General features: G+C 62.8%; 25 protein-coding genes and 1 pseudogene. 22 read left to right on the top strand and 4 right to left on the bottom strand.

Annotated features, from left to right (window positions below; genetic code table 11):
* Positions 1 to 33 precede the first annotated feature (33 nt).
* Positions 34 to 672 carry a molybdopterin-guanine dinucleotide biosynthesis protein B gene (gene mobB, locus KIT79_02250; protein MCW5828114.1) on the top strand — a complete coding sequence of 213 codons (639 nt, stop codon included), beginning with the start codon at positions 34 to 36 and terminating at the stop codon, positions 670 to 672.
* A 6-nt stretch (positions 673 to 678) separates the two neighbouring features.
* On the opposite strand, the gene KIT79_02245 is transcribed toward mobB, so the two are convergent.
* Entirely contained in the window at positions 679 to 2,109 is a 1,431-nt protein-coding gene (locus KIT79_02245) for an amidase (protein MCW5828113.1), read from the bottom strand.
* Between the two features lie 169 nt (positions 2,110 to 2,278).
* On the opposite strand from KIT79_02245, the gene KIT79_02240 reads away from it, so the two are divergent.
* Positions 2,279 to 3,130, top strand: a complete 852-nt coding sequence (locus KIT79_02240; protein MCW5828112.1) for an SDR family oxidoreductase — start codon at positions 2,279 to 2,281, stop codon at positions 3,128 to 3,130.
* Positions 3,131 to 3,648: 518 nt separating this feature from the next.
* On the opposite strand, the gene KIT79_02235 is transcribed toward KIT79_02240, so the two are convergent.
* Complete coding sequence (locus tag KIT79_02235) at positions 3,649 to 4,950, bottom strand: head morphogenesis protein (protein MCW5828111.1); 1,302 nt, start codon at positions 4,948 to 4,950, stop codon at positions 3,649 to 3,651.
* A gap of 27 nt (positions 4,951 to 4,977) precedes the next feature.
* Positions 4,978 to 6,330, bottom strand: coding sequence for a DUF935 domain-containing protein (locus KIT79_02230; GenBank protein ID MCW5828110.1), 1,353 nt, complete (start codon positions 6,328 to 6,330; stop codon positions 4,978 to 4,980).
* Here KIT79_02230 and KIT79_02225 point away from each other — a divergent pair.
* The 19 genes and pseudogenes from KIT79_02225 (at position 6,310) to KIT79_02135 (ending at position 21,393) form a co-directional block, all read left to right on the top strand.
* Complete coding sequence (locus KIT79_02225) at positions 6,310 to 7,488, top strand: DNA circularization N-terminal domain-containing protein (GenBank protein ID MCW5828109.1); 1,179 nt, start codon at positions 6,310 to 6,312, stop codon at positions 7,486 to 7,488. The genes KIT79_02230 and KIT79_02225 overlap by 21 nt on opposite strands.
* Positions 7,481 to 8,536, top strand: coding sequence for a hypothetical protein (locus tag KIT79_02220; GenBank protein ID MCW5828108.1), 1,056 nt, complete (start codon positions 7,481 to 7,483; stop codon positions 8,534 to 8,536). Before KIT79_02225 ends, KIT79_02220 begins: the two co-directional genes overlap by 8 nt.
* On the top strand, positions 8,533 to 9,093 hold the full coding sequence (locus KIT79_02215) for a phage baseplate assembly protein V (GenBank protein ID MCW5828107.1): 561 nt from the start codon (positions 8,533 to 8,535) through the stop codon (positions 9,091 to 9,093). Before KIT79_02220 ends, KIT79_02215 begins: the two co-directional genes overlap by 4 nt.
* Position 9,094: 1 nt before the next feature.
* The gene (locus KIT79_02210) at positions 9,095 to 9,550 is read left to right on the top strand and encodes a phage GP46 family protein (GenBank protein MCW5828106.1); all 456 of its coding nucleotides are present in this window, start codon (positions 9,095 to 9,097) and stop codon (positions 9,548 to 9,550) included.
* Positions 9,540 to 10,607 carry a baseplate J/gp47 family protein gene (locus KIT79_02205; protein MCW5828105.1) on the top strand — a complete coding sequence of 356 codons (1,068 nt, stop codon included), beginning with the start codon at positions 9,540 to 9,542 and terminating at the stop codon, positions 10,605 to 10,607. The genes KIT79_02210 and KIT79_02205 overlap by 11 nt, the downstream gene beginning before the upstream one ends.
* The gene (locus tag KIT79_02200) at positions 10,598 to 11,197 is read left to right on the top strand and encodes a DUF2313 domain-containing protein (GenBank protein ID MCW5828104.1); all 600 of its coding nucleotides are present in this window, start codon (positions 10,598 to 10,600) and stop codon (positions 11,195 to 11,197) included. The genes KIT79_02205 and KIT79_02200 overlap by 10 nt, the downstream gene beginning before the upstream one ends.
* A gap of 2 nt (positions 11,198 to 11,199) precedes the next feature.
* Positions 11,200 to 12,381 carry a hypothetical protein gene (locus KIT79_02195; protein ID MCW5828103.1) on the top strand — a complete coding sequence of 394 codons (1,182 nt, stop codon included), beginning with the start codon at positions 11,200 to 11,202 and terminating at the stop codon, positions 12,379 to 12,381.
* A gap of 13 nt (positions 12,382 to 12,394) precedes the next feature.
* On the top strand, positions 12,395 to 12,676 hold the full coding sequence (locus KIT79_02190; GenBank protein MCW5828102.1) for a hypothetical protein: 282 nt from the start codon (positions 12,395 to 12,397) through the stop codon (positions 12,674 to 12,676).
* Complete coding sequence (locus tag KIT79_02185) at positions 12,673 to 13,086, top strand: hypothetical protein (GenBank protein MCW5828101.1); 414 nt, start codon at positions 12,673 to 12,675, stop codon at positions 13,084 to 13,086. The genes KIT79_02190 and KIT79_02185 overlap by 4 nt, the downstream gene beginning before the upstream one ends.
* A 36-nt stretch (positions 13,087 to 13,122) precedes the next feature.
* Complete coding sequence (locus KIT79_02180) at positions 13,123 to 14,427, top strand: hypothetical protein (GenBank protein ID MCW5828100.1); 1,305 nt, start codon at positions 13,123 to 13,125, stop codon at positions 14,425 to 14,427.
* Entirely contained in the window at positions 14,424 to 14,624 is a 201-nt protein-coding gene (locus tag KIT79_02175; protein MCW5828099.1) for a hypothetical protein, read from the top strand. Before KIT79_02180 ends, KIT79_02175 begins: the two co-directional genes overlap by 4 nt.
* A 261-nt stretch (positions 14,625 to 14,885) precedes the next feature.
* Positions 14,886 to 15,649, top strand: a pseudogene (locus tag KIT79_02170) (DNA adenine methylase).
* 30 nt (positions 15,650 to 15,679) lie between these two features.
* On the top strand, positions 15,680 to 16,288 hold the full coding sequence (locus KIT79_02165) for a hypothetical protein (protein MCW5828098.1): 609 nt from the start codon (positions 15,680 to 15,682) through the stop codon (positions 16,286 to 16,288).
* Between the two features lie 523 nt (positions 16,289 to 16,811).
* Entirely contained in the window at positions 16,812 to 17,405 is a 594-nt protein-coding gene (locus tag KIT79_02160; GenBank protein ID MCW5828097.1) for a CarD family transcriptional regulator, read from the top strand.
* Positions 17,406 to 17,531: 126 nt separating this feature from the next.
* Positions 17,532 to 18,251, top strand: coding sequence for a 2-C-methyl-D-erythritol 4-phosphate cytidylyltransferase (ispD, locus tag KIT79_02155; GenBank protein MCW5828096.1), 720 nt, complete (start codon positions 17,532 to 17,534; stop codon positions 18,249 to 18,251).
* An 8-nt stretch (positions 18,252 to 18,259) separates the two neighbouring features.
* Positions 18,260 to 18,769, top strand: coding sequence for a 2-C-methyl-D-erythritol 2,4-cyclodiphosphate synthase (gene ispF / locus KIT79_02150; protein MCW5828095.1), 510 nt, complete (start codon positions 18,260 to 18,262; stop codon positions 18,767 to 18,769).
* A gap of 5 nt (positions 18,770 to 18,774) precedes the next feature.
* Positions 18,775 to 19,848, top strand: a complete 1,074-nt coding sequence (locus tag KIT79_02145; GenBank protein MCW5828094.1) for a transcriptional regulator — start codon at positions 18,775 to 18,777, stop codon at positions 19,846 to 19,848.
* Positions 19,849 to 19,922: 74 nt separating this feature from the next.
* Positions 19,923 to 20,912 carry a dipeptide ABC transporter ATP-binding protein gene (locus KIT79_02140; GenBank protein MCW5828093.1) on the top strand — a complete coding sequence of 330 codons (990 nt, stop codon included), beginning with the start codon at positions 19,923 to 19,925 and terminating at the stop codon, positions 20,910 to 20,912.
* Between the two features lie 85 nt (positions 20,913 to 20,997).
* A complete protein-coding gene (locus tag KIT79_02135; GenBank protein MCW5828092.1) occupies positions 20,998 to 21,393 on the top strand; it encodes a DUF192 domain-containing protein in 396 nt (131 codons plus the stop codon).
* Between the two features lie 3 nt (positions 21,394 to 21,396).
* On the opposite strand, the gene KIT79_02130 is transcribed toward KIT79_02135, so the two are convergent.
* A complete protein-coding gene (locus KIT79_02130; protein MCW5828091.1) occupies positions 21,397 to 22,014 on the bottom strand; it encodes a hypothetical protein in 618 nt (205 codons plus the stop codon).
* Positions 22,015 to 22,317: 303 nt separating this feature from the next.
* On the opposite strand from KIT79_02130, the gene KIT79_02125 reads away from it, so the two are divergent.
* Positions 22,318 to 22,926 carry an ABC transporter substrate-binding protein gene (locus KIT79_02125; GenBank protein MCW5828090.1) on the top strand — a complete coding sequence of 203 codons (609 nt, stop codon included), beginning with the start codon at positions 22,318 to 22,320 and terminating at the stop codon, positions 22,924 to 22,926.
* Positions 22,927 to 22,934 lie beyond the last annotated feature (8 nt).

Here is a 22,934-nt window from a genome sequence, read left to right as displayed (position 1 = left end):
GCGGTCATTTAGATAGAGGCCAGATTCGTAATTATGCTGCGGACACTCGTTATTTGCGGGGCTTCCAACAGCGGAAAAACAACTCTGATCGAAATACTCGTCCGGCGGCTGACCGACTTGGGTATCCGCACTGGTACGCTCAAGGCTGATGGCCATGGCAAGGCCGAGGCTGCCGTCGAGGGCAAGGATACTACCCGGCATCTCAGGGCAGGAGCGCTGAAGAGTGTTCTGCTTTCACCGGGTATGACGTCCACTTTTGAAGATGGACCTGTCCAGCATGTCCATGCGGTTGAAGAACGGTTTGCCGGCTGTGACGTTGTGCTGCTGGAAGGCTTCCGTGACTCGCCGCTTCCCAAGATCGAGGTAGTGCGGAAAGCCATTTCATCGAAGCCGATGGTACCTCACGGTGAGTTGCTGGGGATTTATGGGGATGTGCCGGTGGAGGGCCTCCGTCATTTCCCTGGTCCGGATTCCCTTGTCGATTTTATCCGAAGCGAGCTTGTTGCCCCGCCGGGCAACCGGGTGGCCTTGCGGGTAGACGGGAAACGTGTACCACTAAAGGCACATCTGCAGGAAATAGTCGCTGGCGTTGTTGAGGGAGCAGTCGGCTCGCTCAAGGGGTGCGAAAAGGCGCGGACGATCGAAATGGTTGTCCGGGATGATGACCGGTAGCGGCTTTTAGCCGAGGATTTTGGGTGGCACCCAACCGCCAAGCGCCTCTTCCAGCACTCGAGCGGCAGCAATCGTCAGCCGGTCGCGGCCGTGGCGGGCGGCGACCTGGATGCCGAGTGGTACGCCTTCTTGTCCGTATCCCATGGGGACAGAAGTCACAGGTGCCTCCAGAACGTTAAAAATTCCCGTGTAAGCGAAATCCATTGGCCGGAGAAGCGGTGCGTTGTGCCGGGGAGCTGGTCGCGGGTGAGTAGGCATCAGCAGGATGGCATTGTCACCGAGGATTTTTTCGAATTCGGACCGTACCTCCAGGCCTTTTTTCGCAAGCCGCCGGGTCCCATCGCCCGGTATCACATCAAGCAGTTTTTCAAGAATAGCGAGTGCCAGCGCAGGTACGGTGTGCCGTCCCCGGCCGAGGATGAAGCGGACAGTTTCCGCCACAAGATCGGGGTCTTTGCCCTCGGTCATGATGCGGGCAAATTCAGGGTTTCCGCCCTCATGCAGCATGGCGCTCCAGATGAAGAATGCGTTACCAAATTTTTTGGGATCAAATGGCCGGACCTGAGCGCCCAGTTCGCGGAATACCGAGGCCGCCCGCCGGAGCGCATCCTTCAGCTCATCAGTTGCGGGAGGGAGCGGAAAATCGAGTCCTTCGCAGGTATAGACAACGCGGTCCCGGAAACTAACGGGATCGGTGTTCGGGACAGGAGTATCGCTCATAATGCTGAGCAGGGGCTCCAGATCCGCAGCATGTCGTGTCATGGGCCCTATGGTGCAATATCGCCGGACATCGCCCATGGGTTCAGGGGCGTGCCCATCCACGGGTACCAGGCCGCCAGTTGGCTTGTGGCCGAAGATGCCGCAGAAGAATGCTGGCATGCGAATGGATCCACCTACGTCGCCGCCCACTCCAAAAGGTGATGCGCCAGCCCCGAGAATCGATCCCTCACCACCGCTCGACCCGCCCGGGATTCGGCCAAGGTCATAGGGGTTGTTCGTTCGGCCATAGACCAGATTGTAACTCTCCATCCACATGCACATCTCGGATATATTGGTGCTGGCGATGGGAATCGCACCCGACCGGCGAAGCCGCTGGACGGCGATGGCATCGGTGTGCGCAATTATCCGTTTCCGGTAGACCGATCCTGCCGTATGCGGACATCCGGTGACGGCAATGGCCTCTTTCACAGTGAACGGGACGCCAAGCAGCGGCGGCGGGTCGCCAGATTTGGCGAGCCGCTCGGCGGCAGTCCGGGCTTCCCTCCGGGCTTCATCATAGCGGTTCGCGACGACGGCATTCAGTCTCGGATTGACAGCTTCAATACGGGCAATGAATGCGTCCACGGCATTGAGCGGTGACAGTTCGCCGGCGCGGATCGCATGGGCAAGTCCAAGCGCACCAAGATGTGTGATGTCAGTTGGTGAACGGATAACCATTTGCAATGCAAGCCTAGCGTTCCCGGAGCCGGTAGAAAACCGGAAAGGCCTTAGCAGGCCTTGCCCTCCGGTTCCTGATGACCAAATATCCACGGTGCCTCACGCATGAAGTTTGGCGCCATCGGGCGTTTCATTTGCTGGATGGAACTGACCGGGAGTTTTTTGAATCATGGGGAAACATCTTGAAGGGAAAGTGGCAGTAATTACGGGAGGTTCCCGAGGCATCGGGCGGGATATTGCGCTCAAGTTTGCATCCGAGGGGTGCAGCATTGTCGTTGCTGCCAAGTCCACCGAATCCACCGAGCGGCTTCCTGGGTCGATCTACAGTGTTGCCGAGGAGTGTGAAAAGCTGGGCGTCAAAGCGTTCCCGGTAGTCTGCAACGTGCGTGATCCGGAGTCGATCGATTCGATGGCAAAGGCAGTGCTGGACCGTTTTGGCCATGCGGATATTGTCGTGAACAATGCTGGCGCCCTGTGGTGGAAGCCGATGATCGAGACTGATGTGAAAAAATACAATCTTGTGCACGAGGTGAACTCTCGGGGGACTTATCTCGTAACGCGTGCATTCCTGCCGGGGATGATCGCCCAGAAATGGGGCCATATCATCATGATGAGCCCACCCATTGATCTTTCTCATGTGCCTGGGCGGATTGCCTACTTTATTTCCAAGTTCGGTATGACATTGATCGCCCATGGGCTTGCTGGGGAAGTCCGTGAGCATAACATAGCGGCCAACGCCCTGTGGCCGGTCACGATCATCGAATCCCAGGCGACTATCAATTTCGGTCTCGGCGGACCGAGACAGTGGCGCAAGGGAACGATCCTCGCTGATGCGGCATTCGAGATAGTTCGAAAAGAGCCCCGGGACTTTACCGGTCACGCACTTCTCGACGAAGATTTCCTACGGTCAGCGGGCCAGACCGATTTTGACCAGTACAAGTGCGTTCCGGATGGCGAACCCCAGCGGATCGCTTGGATGCCGAAAACTCCGGCCGGGGTGAAAACTAATGCTGCCGTGTGAACTAGCACCTAACATTGCAGCAGGCGGGACTTGACGGGAAGAAGCGGGATTTGGCGGGATCGCCAAATGAATCGGGCAGTTATGGCAGCGGCGCGGATTCCGAAGTACGGCCTGGTCCGCTCACCTAATTTGGCAGCACTTCACTGTGACGAATCACCTAACTTGGCAGCGCACCGGTGGCATTGAAGCGGCCTAAGCTCGCGTCGCGCAAGGAGTTTCTCCGAAGTACGGCCTCCGTGGAACAATGACCTAAGTACGGCCTCAGGCCGTACTTACCTACATAAGCCGGAAAGTGGCGTGAATCCAGACATATGCAGTCGATGAGTGGCAGTTCTCAGCGTGGAACATTGACCTCCATAAGTCCGGAAGATCGGCCTTTACAGGCCGTTCAGGGAGCCGTAAAATCCATTTTAGCCGGGCGTGCGCGACACGGTGAATGCTCCCTGCCGTAGCTAGCCATGGAAGTGGCGATGCGCAATGTGGGGCCACGGGAGTCCCCACCGCACGCCCGGTGATTTTCACTCCTCCCACTTCCCGAACAATACAGTGGAGCCTTTCAGCAGGCGTCGGACGTCCCGGCCACTGGCCCGACGGAACGAGACTACGTATGTGGCTTGGCCCCGGTCTTCGGCGCGCACAACCGCCATGTAGATATCGCCCTGGTCCCGGATGACGGCCACCCGCTCACCTTTCGGATGTTCCGGCTGCCTGATGATCACCGTCGGAAACTCGCCGAGTTCAGGGAGCTTCCGATAATCCTCGATTTTCAGGTCGGGATGGTGCCTCTTTTGCTTGTGCAGGATGCCTCGGTTCATCACCGCCACGCGGTGCCGTGCGCCGATGGCGTCAGCGGCCTTGTCCGACAGCCGCAGCAGCGGCCAGTCGGACTTCGGATCCTCGAACCACTGGGTGAACTCCCTGGACGCCATCACGTCCCGGATCGCCACCTGGGCGATCCCGGGCGGGGCTCCCTCGAGCTTGTCGGTCAGCAGCCGGGCGGCCGACTGGAGGCGCAGCTTGCCAGGGTTGGTGTCGAAACCCGGCGTTATCCCTTTCGGGAGCAGCTCCACATCGCCGGTCCGTTTGTTCCGCCACTCGGCAAGCTGGACCGGCGGTGCCGATGTTTTCACCGGCACGGAGCGGGTCGAGCGGTGTCCGGTGAGGCGACCGGCTGAATCCCGGACTGGCGGTGCCGTTGGATCCGCGACACCTTCACGCTCCAGCTCGTCCGCTTCCCGTTTAGACACCTGCCGGACGTGGCACTTGCATCCCCACCCGTTCGGCGGCATGTGCGTCTCCCACCAGGGGTCGTCGGCCGGGAGCAGGGTGCCATGCCATGTCACATGCTCCTCGCGGTGCTCTTTCGATGGACCGAGCAGATAGAGGAGGTAGAGGCGCGCGGACTTCGTCCGCTCCATCCGCTGCCACTGCCCGGCAGCACGGGCCGTCCGGAGGTTGGTCCGGTAGATCGTTTCCAGCCGTCGCGGGGTGCCGAGCTGGACCGCCTTCTCCATGCCGGTCTTTGGATCGGTCATAGTCTGGCGGCCCCACCAGCCCTGCCTTACGAGCAGCGGTTCCAGATCCTTGCGGAACTGTGAGAGCGTCTGGCCCTCGGCCAGTGCCTTGTCCACCGCCGCACGGATACCAGTCAGCACATCGATTTGCATCGCCTTCGCCACGGTGAATGCGTAGGCGTGTTCCTCGCGCCAGACGTCCCGGTAGTCGAACCCCGGCTTCAGGCCCTTGTGGCGGAAATAGTCGAGCGCCTCCTTTGGCGGCGTGCCTGGGAAGCTGAAACCTGCGGGAATACTGTCAGGCATGAATGTCAGTTTGCCTTCTGGAGCAAGTCACACATCGAGGTCATCGGTGGCGTCGCCCGTGCCACGCGCCATGAACCCGGCGGCGGCCAGCCGACGCACCAGCTCGTCCGGTTTCATGCGCGGATACAGGTCCGCCAGCCGGCCCATGAAATCCTCTAGCGAGGACGCCTCGCCAGCCAGTTTGAGGAGCGGGTCGATGACCGGCGACAACTGCGGCTCCCAGTCGGATGATTCCTCGGCCGCCAGAGCGTCGCGCAGGTCGGCGGCCGGGGCCGCCTCCTCCGGGCTCCCGGTGTTCATGGCGAGCTGGCGGTTCAGGCCGAACGGCGAAGACGGCTCCGGGCGTCCGCCGATAACGGTCTCGCCATCGGCCGGATCCGGCCAGCCGAACCGGTCGCGCACCACCGACTCGGCCACATGGACGCCAAGGTCGGCGATGGTCTTGAGGTTCTGCGCCTCGGCCGTGAGGTCGTGGGCTTCCGGCACCTGCAGGATCGCCTGCGGGTAGGCAGCCTGGGGACCGAAGTTCAGGTCGACGAGCGGACGCACCAGATCGCGGTTGATGGCCGCCGACAGGTATTTGGCGTCCGAACGGACGAGGACGACCCGCACGCCGTCGTGGACCTGTGCCTGTGCGCGGCTGGACCCGTCGTCGGCGGTCATCGTCTGCCCGAGGACGGCCTTCGACGTTTGTGCGTCGAAGAACTCCGCCAGACGCTGGAACCCTTCAACGCCCGTGCCGCTGAAGGCGCTCACGAACTCGATCTTCATGCTGTCCGGGATCACGGCGGCAGCGTCGGTGCCGAGGTTGGCCACGGCGTTGATGAGCGTCCGGCGGTCTTCCCTTGTCGCTCCGGGCCCGTATTTTCCGACCCGGAGCGGCATGCCGAACACTTCCATGAAGGCGAGCCAGTCCTTCAGGGTGTAGGACTTGAAGAGATAGCTCCTCACCCCGAGCATGGCGAGTCCGCCGCGCACCGGGAGTCCGCTCTTCAGCTTCGGCACATGGACGATCCACTTGAACGGGTGGAGTGGAATGCCGTTGGCCGGATCGGCCCTGTCGCGCAGGCGGAGTTCGCGGCCGCTTTCGCGGTCGAACCGGAACCAGCGCGGGTCGCGCCACTCGTAACGGGCCGGCATCCACTGGCGCTCGGAAAAGTCCCAGATGATCTCGGCCGCCGCGAACCCCTTGCCGAGTGCGTCCATCAGGTCCTCGACCAGCCCGAGCATGGGCTGCGCGGCGAGCGCCTCGCGGACGAACCCGGCGATCTCCTGGTCCCTTGCCCCGTCGGAGGCTGCGGCCACCTGCCAGTCGAGCCCGGCCACGGCGCTCTTCCGGGTGGAGATCACCGAGCGGTAGTGCCACTCGGCCTCTTCCACCTCCTCGGCCAGGGCGAAGTAGTCGTGCGGCTCGTTCAGGCGGACGTCCCGGAGAATCGACGCGAGACGGGCGGCGGGAGCGATTTCGAGGACACGGGGGCCACGGCCCAGAAGTTCACGGTCGAGGCGTTCGTCGTTGGGCCTGGTTACATGGACGCCCGTGACCGGTTGCGGGCGGCGCTCCTAGAGCCAGGCCCCGGCAAGCTCGTGCACCCGTGGATGGGCGAGCTCACCGTGGTGGTGAGCGGGCGGGTCCGCCAGACCGAATCGACCTCGCGTGGCGGCTACTGCCAGTTCACGATTCCGCTGGCGGTGCCGCGCGTCGCCGGGCTGCCGTCGGCGGAGACGGATACCCGGGCGGCGCTTGTCAAGGCGTCCGCTGGCGCGAGAGCGGCCTCCAGCGGCGCGTTCGCCGCCGTGTTCAGCACGGCCTCGCAGCTGGCTGGGTACGTCACGGCGGCCGTGGACCAGGTCCGCTCGGCCGCCGCCCTGCTCGACAGCGTGCGGGGGCGGATTTCGGCCGTGACCGGATTCGTCAACGCGGCCGCCCAGGCGGTAACGGGGCTCGCCGGTTCGGCGGCCGCGCTTATCCGGACGCCGGCGCAGCTCGCCAGTTCCGTCCAGAATGTCGTGGCCTCGGTGGTGGGTGGCGTGGTCTCGGTCCGGTCCGCGCTTTCGGCGCTCACCGAGCTGGGCGGTTTCGGCGGCGGTGGCGCGGTGGCGGTGCCGGAAACGACGCCACAGGCGGCGCAGCATGCATCGGGCCAGAGGGCCATCGTGCAGATGGTCCGCGTCGCGGCCGTGAGCGAGACAGCCCGCATTGCGGCGGAACTCCACTACGAGACGGCCGACGAGGCGGCGGAACTCAAGACCGCGCTGCTGGAAATGATCGACGAGCTGGCGGCCGGGTCTGTGTCGGCCGCCGAGTACGGCGCGCTCATCGATCTCAGGGCGGCGGTGGCCGCCCACCTGGACCGCACGGCGATCGACCTGCCTCGCCTCGTGCGGTTCATCCCGCCCGCGACCCAGCCGGCGCTCTCCATCGCCTGGCGTCTCCACGGCGACCCGCTGCGCGAGGCCGAGATCGTACGGATGAACCGGATCCGCCACCCGGGGTTCGTGCCGGGCGGCGAGGCACTGGAGGTCCGCAGTGACTGATGCCGCCGTGATCGTGGACGGGAAGCGGTTTACCGGCTGGAAGTCGGTGCGGGCCCAACGGTCGCTGGAACACCTGTCCGGGGAGTTCGAGTTCACGGCCGCGTCGCCCATTATCGCGCCCGAGGCATTCAGTTCTCTCCGGGCGTGGGCTCCCTGCCGGATCGAGATCGGCGGCGAGCCGGTGCTCGGGGAAGCGTTCATCGACGAGGACGGGATCCGCCACGGTGTGGAGTCCCGTGAGCTCCGGATCGCCGGGCGGGACCGGACGGCCGATCTCGTCGACTGCAGTGCGCCGCAGAAGCCGGGGGTGTGGCGTGGGCAGAAGCTCGCGCACATCGCTGCCGACCTCTGCCGTCCGTTCGGTATCACGGTCCGCGACCAGGCATCGCCGCTCAGCGACCGTGCTTTCGGCGAGTTCGAACTCGAGGAGGGCGAGACGGCATTCGAGGCGGTCCGGCGGCTCGCCGCCATGCGGGCGGTTCTGCTGCTCTCTAACCCGGCCGGCGAACTCGTGATCGCCCGCCCCGGCGCGGAAGAAATCCCGACGCCCATCGTCTTCGGCGAGAACCTGCTGTCGGGGAGCGTCCAGCGGTCGGTGCGCGGCCGCTACAGCGAGATCACCTGCCTCGGCCAGAAACCGGCCGACGACGACGATTGGGGCGAAGCCGCCGCGAGGGCGAAGGGCCGGGCCACGGACGCCGGCGTCCCCCGGCACCGTCCGCTCGTGATTCTTTCTGGCGAGGCGGGCGACGCCGTGGCGATGGAGAGGATGGCAGCGTGGGAGGTCCGCCGCCGCCGTGGGCGCGGCGCGCTCTACACGGCGGCCGTGGCCGGCTGGACGCATGCGGACGGGATCTGGGACGTGAACCGGATCGTCCATGTCGACGATCCGGTCTGCCAGATAGAGGGGCCGATGCTCGTCACCCAGGTCGTCTGGGAAAAGGACGCCGGGGACGGCACGCGCACGACGCTCACCCTGGAGCCGCCGGACGCACTCGATCTCGTCGCGCGGCCGGAGAAGCAGGCGGAGAAGGGGTGGTGGACATGACCGGCCTCGAACGAACGCTGCGGAGGATGCTGGAACCGCACGAGCGGCGCATCACCTCGCTTGTCTCGCGGGCGGTGGTGACGCTCGTGGACGAGGCGCAAGGGCTTCAGCGTATCCAGTTCCGGGGCCGCCAGGGCGAGCCGCGCGGACCGGTGGAGCATTTCCAGCCATACGGGATTGCGTTCCGGCCGCTGGTCGGGGCGGAGGCCATCGTGGTGAAGCTGGCTGGGTTCTCGGTCGTGATCGCCGTGAGCGACCGGCGGCACCGGCCGAGGGATCTCGCTCCCGGCGAGGTCTGTCTTTATGACGACCACGGCAGCCGCGTCTGGATCCAGCGGGACGGGAACATCCGTGTCCGGGGGTCGACGAAGGTGACGGTTGAATCTCCTTCGGCCGAGATCACCGGCGACCTGACCGTGGGCGGAAGCATCACGGCGGCGGGCGACGTCTCGGACACCGCCGGTTCGATGGCCGCGATGCGGGCTGCCTACAATCCTCACACGCACGAAGTGACGTCCGCCCCCGGCACGACCGGAACGCCGTCGGGGGCGATGTGACATGGACATCGCGCTGCGCTGGGACGACGAACGGCAGCGGGCCGACTTCGCCCTCGAGAGCGGCGATCTCGCCGTGGACGGCGGCCTGGAAACGGCCGTGCTCGTGAGCCTGTTCACCGACCGCCAGGCGCTGCCGGGCGATCTCCCGGAGGGCGAGGACCGGCGAGGCTGGTGGGGCGATGGCCTGAGAGTCTCGCCAGGTGACCGCATTGGCAGCCGCCTGTGGCTGCTCCGCCGCGAGACACTGTCGGCTCGGACGATCCAGCGGGCGATCCAGTATGCCCGAGAGGCGCTCGAATGGCTCATCGAGGACGGCGTGGCGTCGGCGGTGGAGGTGACGGCCGAGGCGCTCCCGGCCCGCAGCGGCGCGCTCAGCCTAGTCACGGTGATCGACCGGCCCGGGGCCGTTCCGGCCCGCTGGACCCGGACCTGGGAGGTGCATCTCCGTGCCGTTTGACAGGCCGACACTGCAGCAGCTCGACGCCCGCATCCAGGCGGATCTCGCCTCGCGGCTCACTGGCGGCGGCGCTCTGCTCCGGCGGAGCGTGCTCCAGGTGCTGGCCCGGGTGATGGCGGGCGCGGCCCACTCGATGCATGGCCACCTGGAGTGGGCGGGCCGCCAGGTGACGCCCGATACGGCCGACGAGGAGAACCTGATCCTCCATGCGCAGCGGCGCGGGGTCTACCGCCGCGAGGCGGTCAGCGCCGAGGGCCAGGCCACCGTGACCGGCGAGGACGGTTCGGAGATCGGCACCGATGCCGTCTGGGAGCGGGAGGACGGGATCCGTTACCTCACGGTGACGGGCGGGACCATCACCGATGGCGAGGCCGGGATTGCGGTCCGGGCCGAGGAGGGCGGCGCGGCCGGCAACGCCTCCGCCGGGACGAAGCTCCGGCTCGTCTCCCCGGTCGAGGGCATCCAGGAGGAGGCCCAGGCGGCGGATGGCGGGATCACCGGCGGGATCGACGCCGAAACCGCCAGCCAGCTCCTGGACCGGCTGCTCGCCCGCCTGCGGCGGCCGCCGCAGGGGGGCGCCATCCCGGACTACGAGATATGGGCCCGCCAGGTGGCCGGCGTAGGGAACGTCTGGGTGATACCGGCGATGGACGGCCCCGGCACCGTTGGCGTCACGTTCACCTTGCTCGCCGGCGAGGAAGGCGACGGGGATCTCGTGCCGGATTCGGAGATGGTGGAAGCGGTGCAGGCGCACATCGCCCCGCTCGCCCCCGTGACGGCCGAGGTGACCGTGTTCGCCCCCACGCCCGACATCATCGATTTCGAGATCGCGCTCACGCCGGACACCGACGCGGTGAAGGCGGCGGTCACGCAGCAGCTGGAGGACCTGATCCGGCGCAAGCGGGCGGCGCGGGAATCGCGGATCTATCTCACCGAAATCCACACGGCCATCGGGCTCGCCCAGGGCGAGATCACGCACACGCTCTCCGGGCCGTCCGAAGACTACGAGGCGGCGCTCGGGCACATCCCGGTGATGGGGACGGTCACATGGACGTGAGGCACTACACGGGGTTGCTCCGGCAGTTGCTGCCGCCGGGGATCATCTGGGAGTGCGAGCCTGGGAGCGTGATGCACCGGACGCTGGAGGGAATCGCTGCCGAGCTCGCGCGGGTGGACGGGCGCGTGCCGGACCTGCTGCGCGAGATGTTCCCGGAGACGAGCGACGAGCTGCTCCTGGACTTCGAGCGGGTGTTTGGGTTGCCGGGCCCCTGCATCACCCAGGAGCAGACGTTCGCGCAGCGGCGCGAGGCGGCCTGGGCGGCGGACCTCGCGGACGGCGGGCAGTCGAAAGCGTACCTGATCGAGGTGGCCGCACGTCTGGGTTTCGAGATCACCATCGAGACCTTCCCGGCTGGGTATGAGGATCCGGACGAAATCGGCGATCCGGAGTGGGACGCCGAATGGGCACACGTCTGGCGCGTCCACGGGGTGGGCGACCTCATCCGGACGGCGAACGCCGGTGAGGCCTGCGCCGGGGAGCCGCTCACCTGGGCCGATAACGAGATCCTGCCGTGCCTGTTCGCCCGGCTGGCCCCGGCGCATACCGTGCTGCTGTTCGCGCCGGCCGAAGAAGACGAGGAGGAGTAACGATGCACCGGACCGACGGCGCGAGGCGCACCGAGGGGAACCTGCACAGCCGGAATAGCCCGCCGGCCCTGAAAGGGACCGAGATCACGGCCGATTTCCTGAACGCCCTGCAGGAGGAGCTGTGTCATCTGATCGAGGAGATGGGCATCACGCTCTCGAAAGCGGACAACACCCAGCTCGCGGCTGCGGTCGAGGCGATGATCGGCGGGCTCGCACTGCTGAAGGCCGGCGGCACCATGACCGGGCCGCTAGTGCTCGCCGGAGATCCCACGCTGCCCGTGCATCCGGTGACGAAGCGCCACCTGGAGCAACCGGTGTGGGGCCGGGCCGCCATCGTGGGGAGCGGTCTAGGCGTATCTGGTGTTACCCAGCCGTCGATGACGGCGCTTAACGGAAGGGATGTCGCATTCCTCGACGCCGGGAATGACGAGATCCGGACCTACCGATTCAACGGATCCACGTGGGCGCAGGTTGGGAGCGGGCTCAGCATCGCAGCGGTTGCCTCGGGGACCGCGCTGGCGGCGATCAATGGCACCGACGTCGCCATGATCGACGGGAACAATGCTTCGCTCCGGGTATACCGGTGGAACGGGAGCACCTGGTCACTGGTTGGCAGCGGGACGTCAATCCCTGGTGTTTCGTCCCCGTCAATATCCGCTCTCGACGGAACCCATGTTGCCCTTCTCGACAGCGGCACAGCGGAACTCCGCTGCTACCAGATCAATCTGACGACCGGAGAGGCGACTCTGCTCGGCAGTGCACTCGGCATCAGCGGCGTTACCTCATCGACCCGTCTCGCGGCATTGAACCCCACCGACGTCAGCATGATCGATGAGGGCAACGGCGAACTCCGGACCTATCGTTTCAACGGATCCACGTGGGCGCAGGTTGGGAGCGGGCTCGGCATCACAGGGCTCGGCACGAGCTTCGGGATAGCGGCGCTCAATGGGACCGACGTCGCATTCCTCGATACCGGGAATGACGAGCTCCGGACCTATCGTTTCAACGGATCCACGTGGGCGCAGGTTGGTGCCGGGACAGCCTACTCCATCACCAGCGGCTATGCCGTGCTGACGGCCCTTAATGGCACCGACGTCGCCGTGATCGACGGCAGCAACGCCCAGATACGCTGCTACCGCTTCGAATACACGATTTGGAAACCCCCTGCACCACCATTCGCATGAGGATCGAGATGAGATGAGACGAACAGTCATGGGCATAATATTCGCCGCTGCGTGTTCCCTGCCGGAGCTCCCGGCCGTGTACAACTGCGACACCCTCGACTGCCGGGCCGTCGCCGCCGATCTGTGCCTGCTCGGGCATGTCTTCATGTGCGGGGACTTCAACGAGAACATGGCCTATTGCGTTTTCCACTTGCGCGGCTCGTGGCCTCCTCCGCCGGCTTTCTGGGCCCGCTGCTGCGAGCTTTTTGATAGCTGCGAGACCCCTGAACCACCCGACAAAGGAGAAAATCCATGAACTACGACCCGAAAGCCGTCGAGCTCGGTCCAGGCGGCAGGCACCTGATCGACTGCCGCAACCTCCGCCGCGTGGTGGTGAGGCTGTGGGGCGAGGGCGAGACGAAGGACGAATGGAACTCCGGCGAGGTGTCCCTGCTGGCCTCCGCCGTGGACCCGCGTCAGGTGTCGAGCGGCTTTGCGGTTTCCCCGGACCCCGAGGGGGCGCTCGCGTCGGCAGACTGGCCCTGGGAGCCGTGCGAACTGCCGTCGGGCGAGGTGGTGTTCGATGGCACCACGGATGGGGGCCGGGTGTCGGTGGACATCGCCGAGGACGACCTGCCGCCGTTCCTCCTCCTCGAGGTACGGCCGGACACGCTGGAAGCGGGCCACAAGATTCACGGCACGGTGTGGAGCTACCCGCGCCGGTAAAGGCCGCCTGAAACGGCGGTGAAAGGACGTTTGAACATGACCTGGAAACTGAGTGAAGAGGCCCGCGCCCTGCTGCCGCTGGCCATCAACCTGAACCCGCTCGAGACCTACGACGAGAACGAGACCTACTACCGGGCCGACGGCGTCCGTGGCACATGGGACGGCCGTGGCGCGCTGTTCCTGAGCCGGACGAACGGGAACGTGGGCAATCCGCTGCCGGTCGCGCCAGCCGAGTATACCGAACACTGGCTGCTGCTGTCGGTGGACGGCGCGCCAGGCGAGGTTGGTGCGGATGGCGAAGATGGAGAAGACGGGGCCGACGGCGAAGGCGGCGCGGACCCACGGCTGTTCGCCAGCCGCTCCCCGCAGGAGCCTTTGAGCCTCGAAACCACCCCGGTGGAACTGCCTGGCGTCTGGGACATCGCCGAGAGCGAGGGTAACTACACGATCACGCCGGGCGAGGGGGCGAGCCTTGCTGACCTCGAGCAGATGCTGGTCGTCTTCAATTCCGACGACGACACGGATGCAGACTGGCTGGTGGTCCTCGGCGTCGGAGACGAATCGGCGATGGCGCTGGGCAACCTTGGCGGTGCTTCAGTGCCAGGTGACCCAACGACTGGAACGGGCAAGAAACTTTCGGCGTGGCCCATCGGCGGCACGCTCAGGAAGATTGCCATCGACATGCTGACCCCGCTCCAGAACGTGTTCGAGTCGCTGGTGACGGACGCCGAAGGCGACCCGATGCTGGTCATTGCGAACCAGCCGTGGCTCGCCACGGTGTTCGCCTCGGCGGGCGGATTCCCTTCCGATCTCGACGGCAGTGGCATGCACGGCTACGCCTTCCGGCCGGGGCAGACCGAGCCGGTCGGCCGGATCAGCGGCACCGACAGCGAAGGGTTTCCGGTCGTGGTGCCGTTCGGCGGCGGGACGCAGGCGTATTCCTACGAGGACTCCGGCGCGGCGATGCTGAGTCATGAGGCTGCCGCCCCGGTGGCCTACCTGTTCGGCCTCGGCGCGAGCGAGGAGGAGGCGGGCGAATACGAGGTGCTGTTCTCGGCGCACGAGACGGCACCGGAGGCGGCGGCGGGTGGACTGACCTACACCGTGGCCACCATCGATGATCTGATGACAGCGACCGAACACAAGACGGTCTCCGGGCTGGCTGTTGACGGCGAGCCGGCCACCAACGTGTTCACCGCCGCCGGCGTTATGGTCGCCGCCGGCGACGTGCTGGCCGTCATGTGCGAGAAGACCGACGACGAGGCGTGGATCGTCAGGCGGCGCAACCTGATGATCGTGAAGAAGGGGCCGTATGTGGCTCCCCCACCGGAGGAACCATGAAACCGATTGATTTGAAGCAGTTCGCCGAACTGGGCCTGAAGCCCCGGAAGCGGCCCGCGAGGGCAGCTGCCCGGCCGGTCATCGAGCCGGGCCGTATCCGCAAGGCGCTAGAGGCGGCCACGCGCTCGGCCCGCGAGAGCAGGAGGTCCGCGAAAGTGGCGGGCCGGGATCCGGAGAGCGGCGGTAAGAAAAGCTGATGCAGGTGCCGCCGTTCCACGACCCGTGGTTTCTCCTGTGCCTGCTGGCGCTGGCGGCGCTCTTCGCCACCGGGTTCGTGCTGCACAAGTGGGATGACGGCGGGGACGGCGGGGCGTGCTGATGAAAGAGGACGCGGCCGGGGAGGTGCGTATGCAGCGCACCGCCCGGCCCCCTGACCCACGGTAAACGAGACCGTGAGCTTCGGGCGAAGGCGTCCCGCCACGTACGCGGCGGGACTGCTCTAGCCAAAAGGAACGCTCATGAGCAAACCGGTCGTACCGTGGTTCGGCGGCAAGCGCCGTCTCGCGCCACAGATCCTCCCCCTGTTCCCGGAGCATAGCTGCTACGTGGAGCCTTTCGCCGGCGCGGCCGGGCTTTTTTCCTGAAGGAGCCGTCGAAGGTGGAAGTCCTGAACGACCTGAACGGCGAGCTCGTCAACCTCTACCGGGTGGTGAAGCACCACCTGGAGGAGTTCGTGAGACAGTTCCGGTGGGCGCTGACCAGCCGGAAGCTGTTCGAGTGGTCGCTGGAGACACCGCCGGGGACGCTGACCGACATCCAGCGGGCGGCGCGGTTCTACTACATACAGAAGCATGTGTTCAGCGGGATACCGACGTCGCGGACGTTCGCGCCGGGGACCTACCGTCCACCGCGCCTGAATCTGCTCCGGATCGAGGAGGAACTGTCGGCCGCGCACCTCCGGCTGAACCGGGTGACCATCGAGTCGCTCGACTGGGCCGAGTGCCTGAAGCGTTACGACAAGCCTCACACGCTGTTCTACCTGGACCCGCCCTACCTGGGATATGCGGAATACGGTGCCCCCTTCGCTCTGGAACAGTTCAGGGAGATGGCGAGCCTGCTGGCCGGTATCAAGGGCAAGGCGGTCCTGAGCGTGAGCGACATTCCCGAGATGCGCGAGGTGTTCGGGGCCTTCCGCCGCAGGCGGGTAAAGATCACCTATACCACCGGGGCGTCGTCCGGCCACAACAAGAAGGCCACCGAGCTGGTGTTCCTGAACTGGTAGGAATGGAGCGTGGGTGATAAGGTGAGGTGCATGGAACCGGATCCGCCAAAATCGCCAATGGTGCCGCGGGTGCTGCTCGGAATCGGGGCTGCGGCGATCTCTCTACAGGTCGTGATGAACTGTACCGACCCGTCCACCCCGTCTGCTGGCAGGCCGCCCGCCGTTCAAACGGCCGTTAAAGCCCCAGTGAAACCGCCGCCAGAACCGGTGTCCGAGCCACCCCAAGCGGTGGCACCGGAGGGTGAAAAACCCGTGCGGGGTCCTTACGAGCCAGCCCCGTTTAAGGGCCGGAAAGATCTCCTCGCCAAGGCACTGAAGGAGATCGCGGCGGACGAGGATGTCGTGAACTACCGCTGGATCGAGAACCTGTCGCAGCTCCTTGTGGAGCTGAGATGGGATGTATGGGCATTATGGGGCCCCGGCCGCAAGGATGGATTGGCGACCGTAATTTGCATGAAACTGGCCGACTGGGGCGTCTCGACCGGCGTGGCGGTTCAGGTCTACCCAGGCGGCACGGATTTCCACAAAAGCATGGGCTTCTCACGGTGCCCGGACTCGGATCCCGCCACGGCGGACCGGGCCACCGGACGGAAGTGGTGGGAAGAAGATGAAGAAGATGGCGCCGCCAAGGCAAAGTGATGTGGACCATCAAACTCAGGAGGGGCGCTGCCAAATTAGGTGATTCGGGGGCGCTGCCAAATTAGGTGAAAGGGCGCTGCCAAGTTAGGTGGCGCTTTACACCGATTTGACAACTCAACCCGATGGCTCATTGACACCATGCGGCAGCGAGTTTCCTGCATGTAACAGTGACTAGGGATGCAAATAAAAATGAAGTAATATCAATGGGTTATTCCATTTCCAAAATGGCTGCGGCATAGTGCCGCTGGCGGGCCCGCGATCATCCTTTGATTGACTTTTCAGCACCCAAATGGTAAAAATGCGCCCAGCTACGCGGAATCTGGTCGACTAGGCTCTGAAAGCCGACCTAGGCCGTGTAAATCTTCCTCTGGCGTATTTTCTCTGCGGGCGGCATGAGACTGGCTTAAATAACTCCCGGCGGGACTACTGGTTCAGTATGACCTGAGGGGCTTTTTTAGCCGGTGGCGAAGGCCACAGCGGATGAAAATACGGGTGGTGAGGACCTGAAGGAAAGAGAAGTGCTATGGGCGAAGCTTTCAAGGTAAAGGATCTGGCAGTGTACCCCGGTCATGGCGTAGGCCAGATCGAGCGGCTTGAAGAGCGTGAAATTGCCGGTAACCGCATGCGTTTTTTCATTCTCCGGATTCTGAAGAGCGAGATGACCGTGATGATTCCGGTGGACAACGTGGTAACGGTGGGACTGCGCAAAGTGATCGATTCGGCCCAGGTGAACCGCGTGTTCAAGATCCTCAAGGAGCGGGAGATCTCGGTCGATACGCAGACCTGGAATCGGCGGTATCGTGAATACAGTGACAAGATCAAGACCGGTTCGGTTTTCCAGATCGCCGAAGTTCTGCGGGACCTGTGCATCATGAAAATCGAAAAAGACCTTTCCTTCGGCGAGCGCAAGATGCTTGATGAGGCGCGCTCGCTGCTGGTGCATGAACTCGCCATTGCGAAGAAGAAGGCAGAGGCCGATATCCTGGGCGAAGTGGACAAGATACTCGAAAAGACCGCCCAGCGCGCTTCTACCGAGGGTGTGAAGCGTCCGGCCAAGGCGAAGATTCCGATCCAGCAGACCCGTGCCCGTCGCACCGTTCACGCCGCGCAGGCGTAAACACGTCGGCGCCCGGGCGCCATGCAATCTGAAATATCTGCGGCCCCGGTAACGGGGCCGTGGTTTTTGCGGGGGTGATGTGTCCGTTTTGGTCCGGGCGAAACCGCTGCTACTCTCCTTGTCGCCATGCGTTTATTCGCCGTTATTGTGGCCGGGGGTTCCGGAGTGAGGTTCGGGGGACCGGTCCGAAAACAGTACCTGGAACTCGGAGGACGGCCCATTCTGCTCCGCTCAATAGGCCGCATCCGTGAGAGTGTACACCCGGTGAATACTGTGGTTGTAGCTCCGGCGGCCGATCTTGAACTGGTGAGTGCCCTTATTCCGGCGCAATGGCGGGGCAACACCAAAGTAGTTCCGGGCGGAACCGAACGTCAGCATTCGGTTTACAAGGGAATCCAGGCTCTTCCTGAAGCAGAGGATAGCGATCTGATCCTGGTTCACGATGCGGTAAGGCCTCTCGTTTCACCGGCGGCGGTACAGGCGGCAGTGAAAAGTGCCGGCGAGAGTGGCGCATCAACAGTTGGGATCAAGATGCGCGAGACGGTGAAAAAGGTCGGACCGGCATCACCGGACATCATCATGGAGACAGTTGATCGAGCGCCTTTATGGACTGTCCAGACACCGCAGGTATTTCGCGCCGAATGGATAAAGAAGGCCCATGAACGGGCCGCCACTCGCGAAACTCCCGGTACCGACGACTGCCAGCTCCTTGAATGGATGGGCAGGACCGTGAAACTGGTCGCAGGTAATGTGGAAAACATCAAGATCACGACACCAGAAGACCTTGCCGTTGCTGAAGCTTTGGTACGCGGGGACCTGGTGAAGCTTGCGGAGGTTCCGGCCTGACCGGGAGAATGACGAAACTCCGGATCGGACATGGCTATGACATTCACCGGCTTACGGCTGGACGTCGCTGTGTACTGGGTGGCGTGGAAATTCCGTCCGATGTTGGTCCTGATGGTCATTCCGATGCCGACGTGCTCATCCATGCGATCATGGATGCGCTTCTTGGCGCGGCGAGCCTAGGGGACATTGGCCAACTGTTCCCCAATACCGATGCGAAATGGAAGGATGTATCGAGCCTTGTCATGCTACAGGAAGTCTGCCGCCGGGTTCGCGCCGAAGGCTGGGAGATCGTCAACGTGGACTCGACACTCGTCGGGGAAAAACCCAGGGTGATGAAACACGCACCGGAAATGGCACGGGTCATGGCTGCTGAAATGGGCCTTGTGCCGTCACAGATCGGCATCAAGGCGACTACCAATGAGGGACTGGGTGCCATTGGCCGTAATGAAGGCATTGCTGCATTCGCAGTGGCGCTTCTGACCGGTTCCGGTGGAACCGGATCCAGCCGGAGGAACTGAGCAACATGCTGGGGAGGCCAAAGCGGCGCTTTCGCCGGGGGCCCGGTCGCCCTCCGAAGGCGAAGCCACCCAAGGCGGTCCGCAGTCGAGACACACCAGCGATCAGGCTATCGGCCCGGTTGGGTGATCTCGTCAGGACCATTTCGAGCCGGCACGGGATCACAGTGGATGAGATCGCCTCGCTCTACCGCATGAGCCGCCGGACCGTCTACCGGGATCTGGACCTTCTGGACAGGCAAGGATATCCGCTTGTCAAGGAAACCCAGCCTGATGGCCGGCTTCTGATTCGTCTTCAGTCCGGTTTCAGCCGGGCACCGCAACTGACGCTGGGACTTGCGGAAGTGATCTCACTATATGTAATTCGTGCGCAGAGCCATTTTCTTGCGGGGACGAACTTCCGCGCCGATATTGATGCTCTTTTCGAGCGGTTTGAGCGGACGATGTCACCGGGTGATCTGGCTCAGCTTCGGACATTTCACCGGAAATTCTTTCCGCTCCCCGATGCCCCCAAGTCCTATGCGAAACAGATGGATCTGCTGGATGATATTATTGATGCCCTGATCCGGCAGTACGTAGTGACTTTGAGCTACCGGGTGCCAAATGGAGAAATCCATCCACATCGCCTGCGACCATACACGATGCTTACCTACAAGGAGGGATTGTACCTGATCGGATTTTCCGAGACAGCGGGAGCAATCCGCACGTTTGCCGTTGACCGGGTACGCAAATTCGCTGTTAACCGGGGCAGCAAGTTCGATTATCCGGATGATTATGATCCATCGGTCTACTGTTCAGGAAGTTTTGGGATCATCCGGGGCGAGCCGGTCACTGTTCGCATCCGGTTCTCGCCGCGGGTCGCCTCTTTTATTTCGGAGCGGCGCTATGTTGTGGGTCAGAAGATCCGGAAAGAACCAGACGGCTCGGTTGTGCTGGCAATGGTGACCGGTCTTACTCCTGATCTTACTGGCTGGTTGCTTGGCTTTGGTGACGACGCCGAAGTGCTGGAGCCTCGCTCACTGGCAGTGGAAATAGCTGCGCGTCATCACGCTGCCGCGGAAAAGTACAGAAAAATGAAGTGACCCTCGGTTTGAACCATTACTCGCAGCCGCGCTAGGGTAGTCACCGCAAAAGTAAATCCTGTGATCCATCATCTATGACTGAGCCGGTTATTGAAATACGCGATCTTCGAACGCACTTTCCGGTGCGGGGCGGGGTGCTGTCCACGGTAAAGGGCTGGGTCAAGGCGGTGGATGGCGTGGATCTGTCGGTGGCACGGGGGGAAACGCTAGGTCTTGTAGGTGAATCGGGCTGTGGCAAATCCACGCTTGGCCGATCCATCGTCCGGCTGGTGAAGCCGCGGTCGGGCGAAATATGGTTTCGGGGGAAAAATCTCGCTGGACTGGATGAAAGTGAGCTGAGGCCACTCCGCCGCCATGTTCAAATGATCTTTCAGGATCCGTATGCCAGCCTCAATCCCCGGATGACCGTTGAGGAAATCGTCGGCGAACCGCTGGAAGTTCACGGGCTGGTTTCATCCAGAAACGAGCGGCGCGACAAGGTGCGCGAACTGCTCGAACTGGTGGGTCTTCGAGCCGACTCCATGAGCCGGTATCCACACGAATTCTCTGGTGGCCAGCGTCAGCGGGTTGGCATAGCTCGTGCGGTCGCCGTATCGCCGGAATTCATTGTTTGTGATGAACCGGTTTCCGCACTGGATGTGAGCATTCAGGCACAGGTGGTAAATCTTCTCCTGGATCTTCAGGAGCGGATGGGGCTCTCGTACCTGTTCATTGCCCACGATCTCCGGATCGTTGAGTTCATCTCCGGCCGGATCGCAGTTATGTATCTTGGCCGGATAGTCGAACTTTCCCCTGCTGACATGCTGGTGCGTAAACAGTTTCATCCCTATACGTCCGCACTGATGTCCGCAGTACCGGCAGCCGGGCCCGGTGTTGCTCGCAATCGGATCGTCCTGAAAGGCGATGTTCCTTCGCCAATTGATCCGCCCCCAGGCTGTGCATTTCACCCCCGGTGCCCGCATGCCAAGGAAAACTGTCGCACTGAAGCGCCGCCGCTGCGAGAGATAGAGCCGGGACGGCTGGCTGCGTGCCATTTTTCCGAGGAGATTTATGGGAATGCGTGAGAGCCACCGGCGTCTTCTCTGCCTGTCACTCTGTATTTTTCTTCCGTTGGGGATTAGTGCCTGTAGCGGTGGAAAGAAGCGGCGGATGTCCGGACCCACGTATACCCTTGACCGGACCCGGATGCATATCCGGCCGGGGGTTACCATAGAAGTCGAAATTGCCGAAACCGAAGAGAGCCGGGCGAAGGCTCCTGTAGACCAGATATCCCTGTCTGCGGCATGTGGGCTCCTGCTGGCTTTTGGCAATCCACAACCGGGTCGGTTTTCGACCGAGGGAATGAAGATGGATGTAGATGTGGTCTGGCTGGACCGACTTACCGTGGTTGGAGTGGCCTCAGGGTTACGCGCCCCGATCGGGGTTCAGCGGGCCTCTACGTCCTTGAGCCCGGTGCCTGTTACTGAACTGCTCCTGCTTCCTTCCGGTGCCGCTGCCGAACTGGGCATCGTTCAGGGCCAGAAGTTCAAGGTGGACCGGGGCTGATTCTCACCTTCCGCACAAATAAAACCAGTCCATTGTTTCTGGCTTGATGATTGTGAGTGCGTCATAGAGCTCACCCGAACTGCGGTAGCTGCTCGCATGGAGCAGTTCCAGGAGCTGCACGATCTCGACAACCGGGATTGTCACTTGAAAGCGGTCGGTGATGGAAGCAAGGTCAAACTCCACATGCTTCACCGGAAACCGGGTGCTGTAGCCTAGCAACCGGTCCCATAAGAGAGGCTCAAGCTTGCGACGCGTGGTAACAGGGGTGATCAAATCAGTTCGCCGGAACGTGATGCCGAATTCGTTTGCCGAAGTCGTGAGAGGGTCTTTCTGCGGGTAATAGGTGATCGCCTGACAACGGTCCGGGTGATAACGGGTATCCGGACCCGGCAGACTGGCCAAATACCGGCCGATATGACCGATAGGTACATCGGCGGGATTCCACCGATAAATCATCTCGTGTACATTGGCTGTTCCATTGATAAGTGCCTGCCGGAGTGCCTCGATTGAAGGGCTGCAACTGCGCACCAGATCCAGGAACTCTTCCAGTTCCAGGAAATCCTCCTCATCCTGGCGGCCACCGGGCAGACGGGTCACTACACGTATATAGGGGGTGCTCATTCGTTCCTTTTGATGCCTCACATGGCTTGTGCTGGCAAGGCGCCATACTCTGTCAACCGTGAGTGACAGACCAAGCCTAAATAACTAATAGTCCAGTGCCAGATAAGACGTAACTTGTTGATATTAAATGAAAAAATGTCAGCCCTAGCGGGGCTGGATTGGCACTCCGTTTGCTGGTATAACTGCGAACCTGTCTACGCAGACTGGTTGGGCCGTTTGGGATAAAGCCGAATGGGTTGCCTATCAGGCAGCAAATTTCGGTTTCTTTAAGGACAGAACGTGGTAGTGGGAACATTCTTGAATATGCGTGCGACCAAGCTGGCAATTGTTGGATGTCTCTTTATGGCCGTATCGGCTCTGGCGAATGAAACGCCCAAGGATGTGTTTGCAGAAAAGGAACGGGCGATTGCCGCAATCCTTCAGGATCGCAATCTCAACGACAAGGCCCGCCGCGAGAAACTTATTGTGGAAATGCGCGGCAGCTTCGACTACCAGGAGCTCGCGCGCCGTTCGCTTGGAACAAACTGGGAACAGCTTGACGCGAAGCAGCGCAGTGAATTCACGTTGGTGCTCAAGGAACTGATTGAGCACTCCGTTCTTGCCAAAGTGAAGCCGGTTGTCGATTTTTCGGCTGAGGTTGTAAGTGAACTGATAAAAGGAACTCAGGCAACCATTGCTTCGGCAGTTTCCACTGGTAGCACCACTGAGCCGGTGCGAGTCGAATTCCAGCTTACCAATTCACGTGACCGTGGCTGGGTTGTCTACGATATGGTGATTGACGATGTATCCCTGCTTACCAGTTATCGTCAGCAGTTCAGCAAGATCATCCGGGCTGAATCGTTCGAGTCACTCATGGGCAAAATGAATGCCCGGCTCCAGAAAACCCGTCAGCAGCTTGCCGCGGCAATGTAATTGCTCGA

Source organism: Deltaproteobacteria bacterium (assembly GCA_026129095.1).
Lineage (GTDB): Bacteria > JAGRBM01 > JAGRBM01 > JAGRBM01 > JAHCIT01 > JAHCIT01.
This window is presented reverse-complemented; position numbering and strand designations above follow the sequence as displayed.

What these genes read in the sequence shown, in the direction of transcription:
- mobB (MCW5828114.1), top strand. Translation starts at nt 34, where the DNA reads ATGCTGCGGACACTCGTTATTTGCGGGGCTTCCAACAGCGGAAAAACA.
- KIT79_02245 (MCW5828113.1), bottom strand. Translation starts at nt 2,109, where the DNA reads ATGGTTATCCGTTCACCAACTGACATCACACATCTTGGTGCGCTTGGA.
- KIT79_02240 (MCW5828112.1), top strand. Translation starts at nt 2,279, where the DNA reads ATGGGGAAACATCTTGAAGGGAAAGTGGCAGTAATTACGGGAGGTTCC.
- KIT79_02235 (MCW5828111.1), bottom strand. Translation starts at nt 4,950, where the DNA reads ATGCCTGACAGTATTCCCGCAGGTTTCAGCTTCCCAGGCACGCCGCCA.
- KIT79_02215 (MCW5828107.1), top strand. Translation starts at nt 8,533, where the DNA reads ATGACCGGCCTCGAACGAACGCTGCGGAGGATGCTGGAACCGCACGAG.
- KIT79_02210 (MCW5828106.1), top strand. Translation starts at nt 9,095, where the DNA reads ATGGACATCGCGCTGCGCTGGGACGACGAACGGCAGCGGGCCGACTTC.
- KIT79_02200 (MCW5828104.1), top strand. Translation starts at nt 10,598, where the DNA reads ATGGACGTGAGGCACTACACGGGGTTGCTCCGGCAGTTGCTGCCGCCG.
- KIT79_02195 (MCW5828103.1), top strand. Translation starts at nt 11,200, where the DNA reads ATGCACCGGACCGACGGCGCGAGGCGCACCGAGGGGAACCTGCACAGC.
- KIT79_02190 (MCW5828102.1), top strand. Translation starts at nt 12,395, where the DNA reads ATGAGACGAACAGTCATGGGCATAATATTCGCCGCTGCGTGTTCCCTG.
- KIT79_02185 (MCW5828101.1), top strand. Translation starts at nt 12,673, where the DNA reads ATGAACTACGACCCGAAAGCCGTCGAGCTCGGTCCAGGCGGCAGGCAC.
- KIT79_02180 (MCW5828100.1), top strand. Translation starts at nt 13,123, where the DNA reads ATGACCTGGAAACTGAGTGAAGAGGCCCGCGCCCTGCTGCCGCTGGCC.
- KIT79_02175 (MCW5828099.1), top strand. Translation starts at nt 14,424, where the DNA reads ATGAAACCGATTGATTTGAAGCAGTTCGCCGAACTGGGCCTGAAGCCC.
- KIT79_02165 (MCW5828098.1), top strand. Translation starts at nt 15,680, where the DNA reads ATGGAACCGGATCCGCCAAAATCGCCAATGGTGCCGCGGGTGCTGCTC.
- KIT79_02160 (MCW5828097.1), top strand. Translation starts at nt 16,812, where the DNA reads ATGGGCGAAGCTTTCAAGGTAAAGGATCTGGCAGTGTACCCCGGTCAT.
- ispD (MCW5828096.1), top strand. Translation starts at nt 17,532, where the DNA reads ATGCGTTTATTCGCCGTTATTGTGGCCGGGGGTTCCGGAGTGAGGTTC.
- ispF (MCW5828095.1), top strand. Translation starts at nt 18,260, where the DNA reads ATGACGAAACTCCGGATCGGACATGGCTATGACATTCACCGGCTTACG.
- KIT79_02145 (MCW5828094.1), top strand. Translation starts at nt 18,775, where the DNA reads ATGCTGGGGAGGCCAAAGCGGCGCTTTCGCCGGGGGCCCGGTCGCCCT.
- KIT79_02140 (MCW5828093.1), top strand. Translation starts at nt 19,923, where the DNA reads ATGACTGAGCCGGTTATTGAAATACGCGATCTTCGAACGCACTTTCCG.
- KIT79_02135 (MCW5828092.1), top strand. Translation starts at nt 20,998, where the DNA reads ATGTCCGGACCCACGTATACCCTTGACCGGACCCGGATGCATATCCGG.
- KIT79_02130 (MCW5828091.1), bottom strand. Translation starts at nt 22,014, where the DNA reads ATGAGCACCCCCTATATACGTGTAGTGACCCGTCTGCCCGGTGGCCGC.
- KIT79_02125 (MCW5828090.1), top strand. Translation starts at nt 22,318, where the DNA reads ATGCGTGCGACCAAGCTGGCAATTGTTGGATGTCTCTTTATGGCCGTA.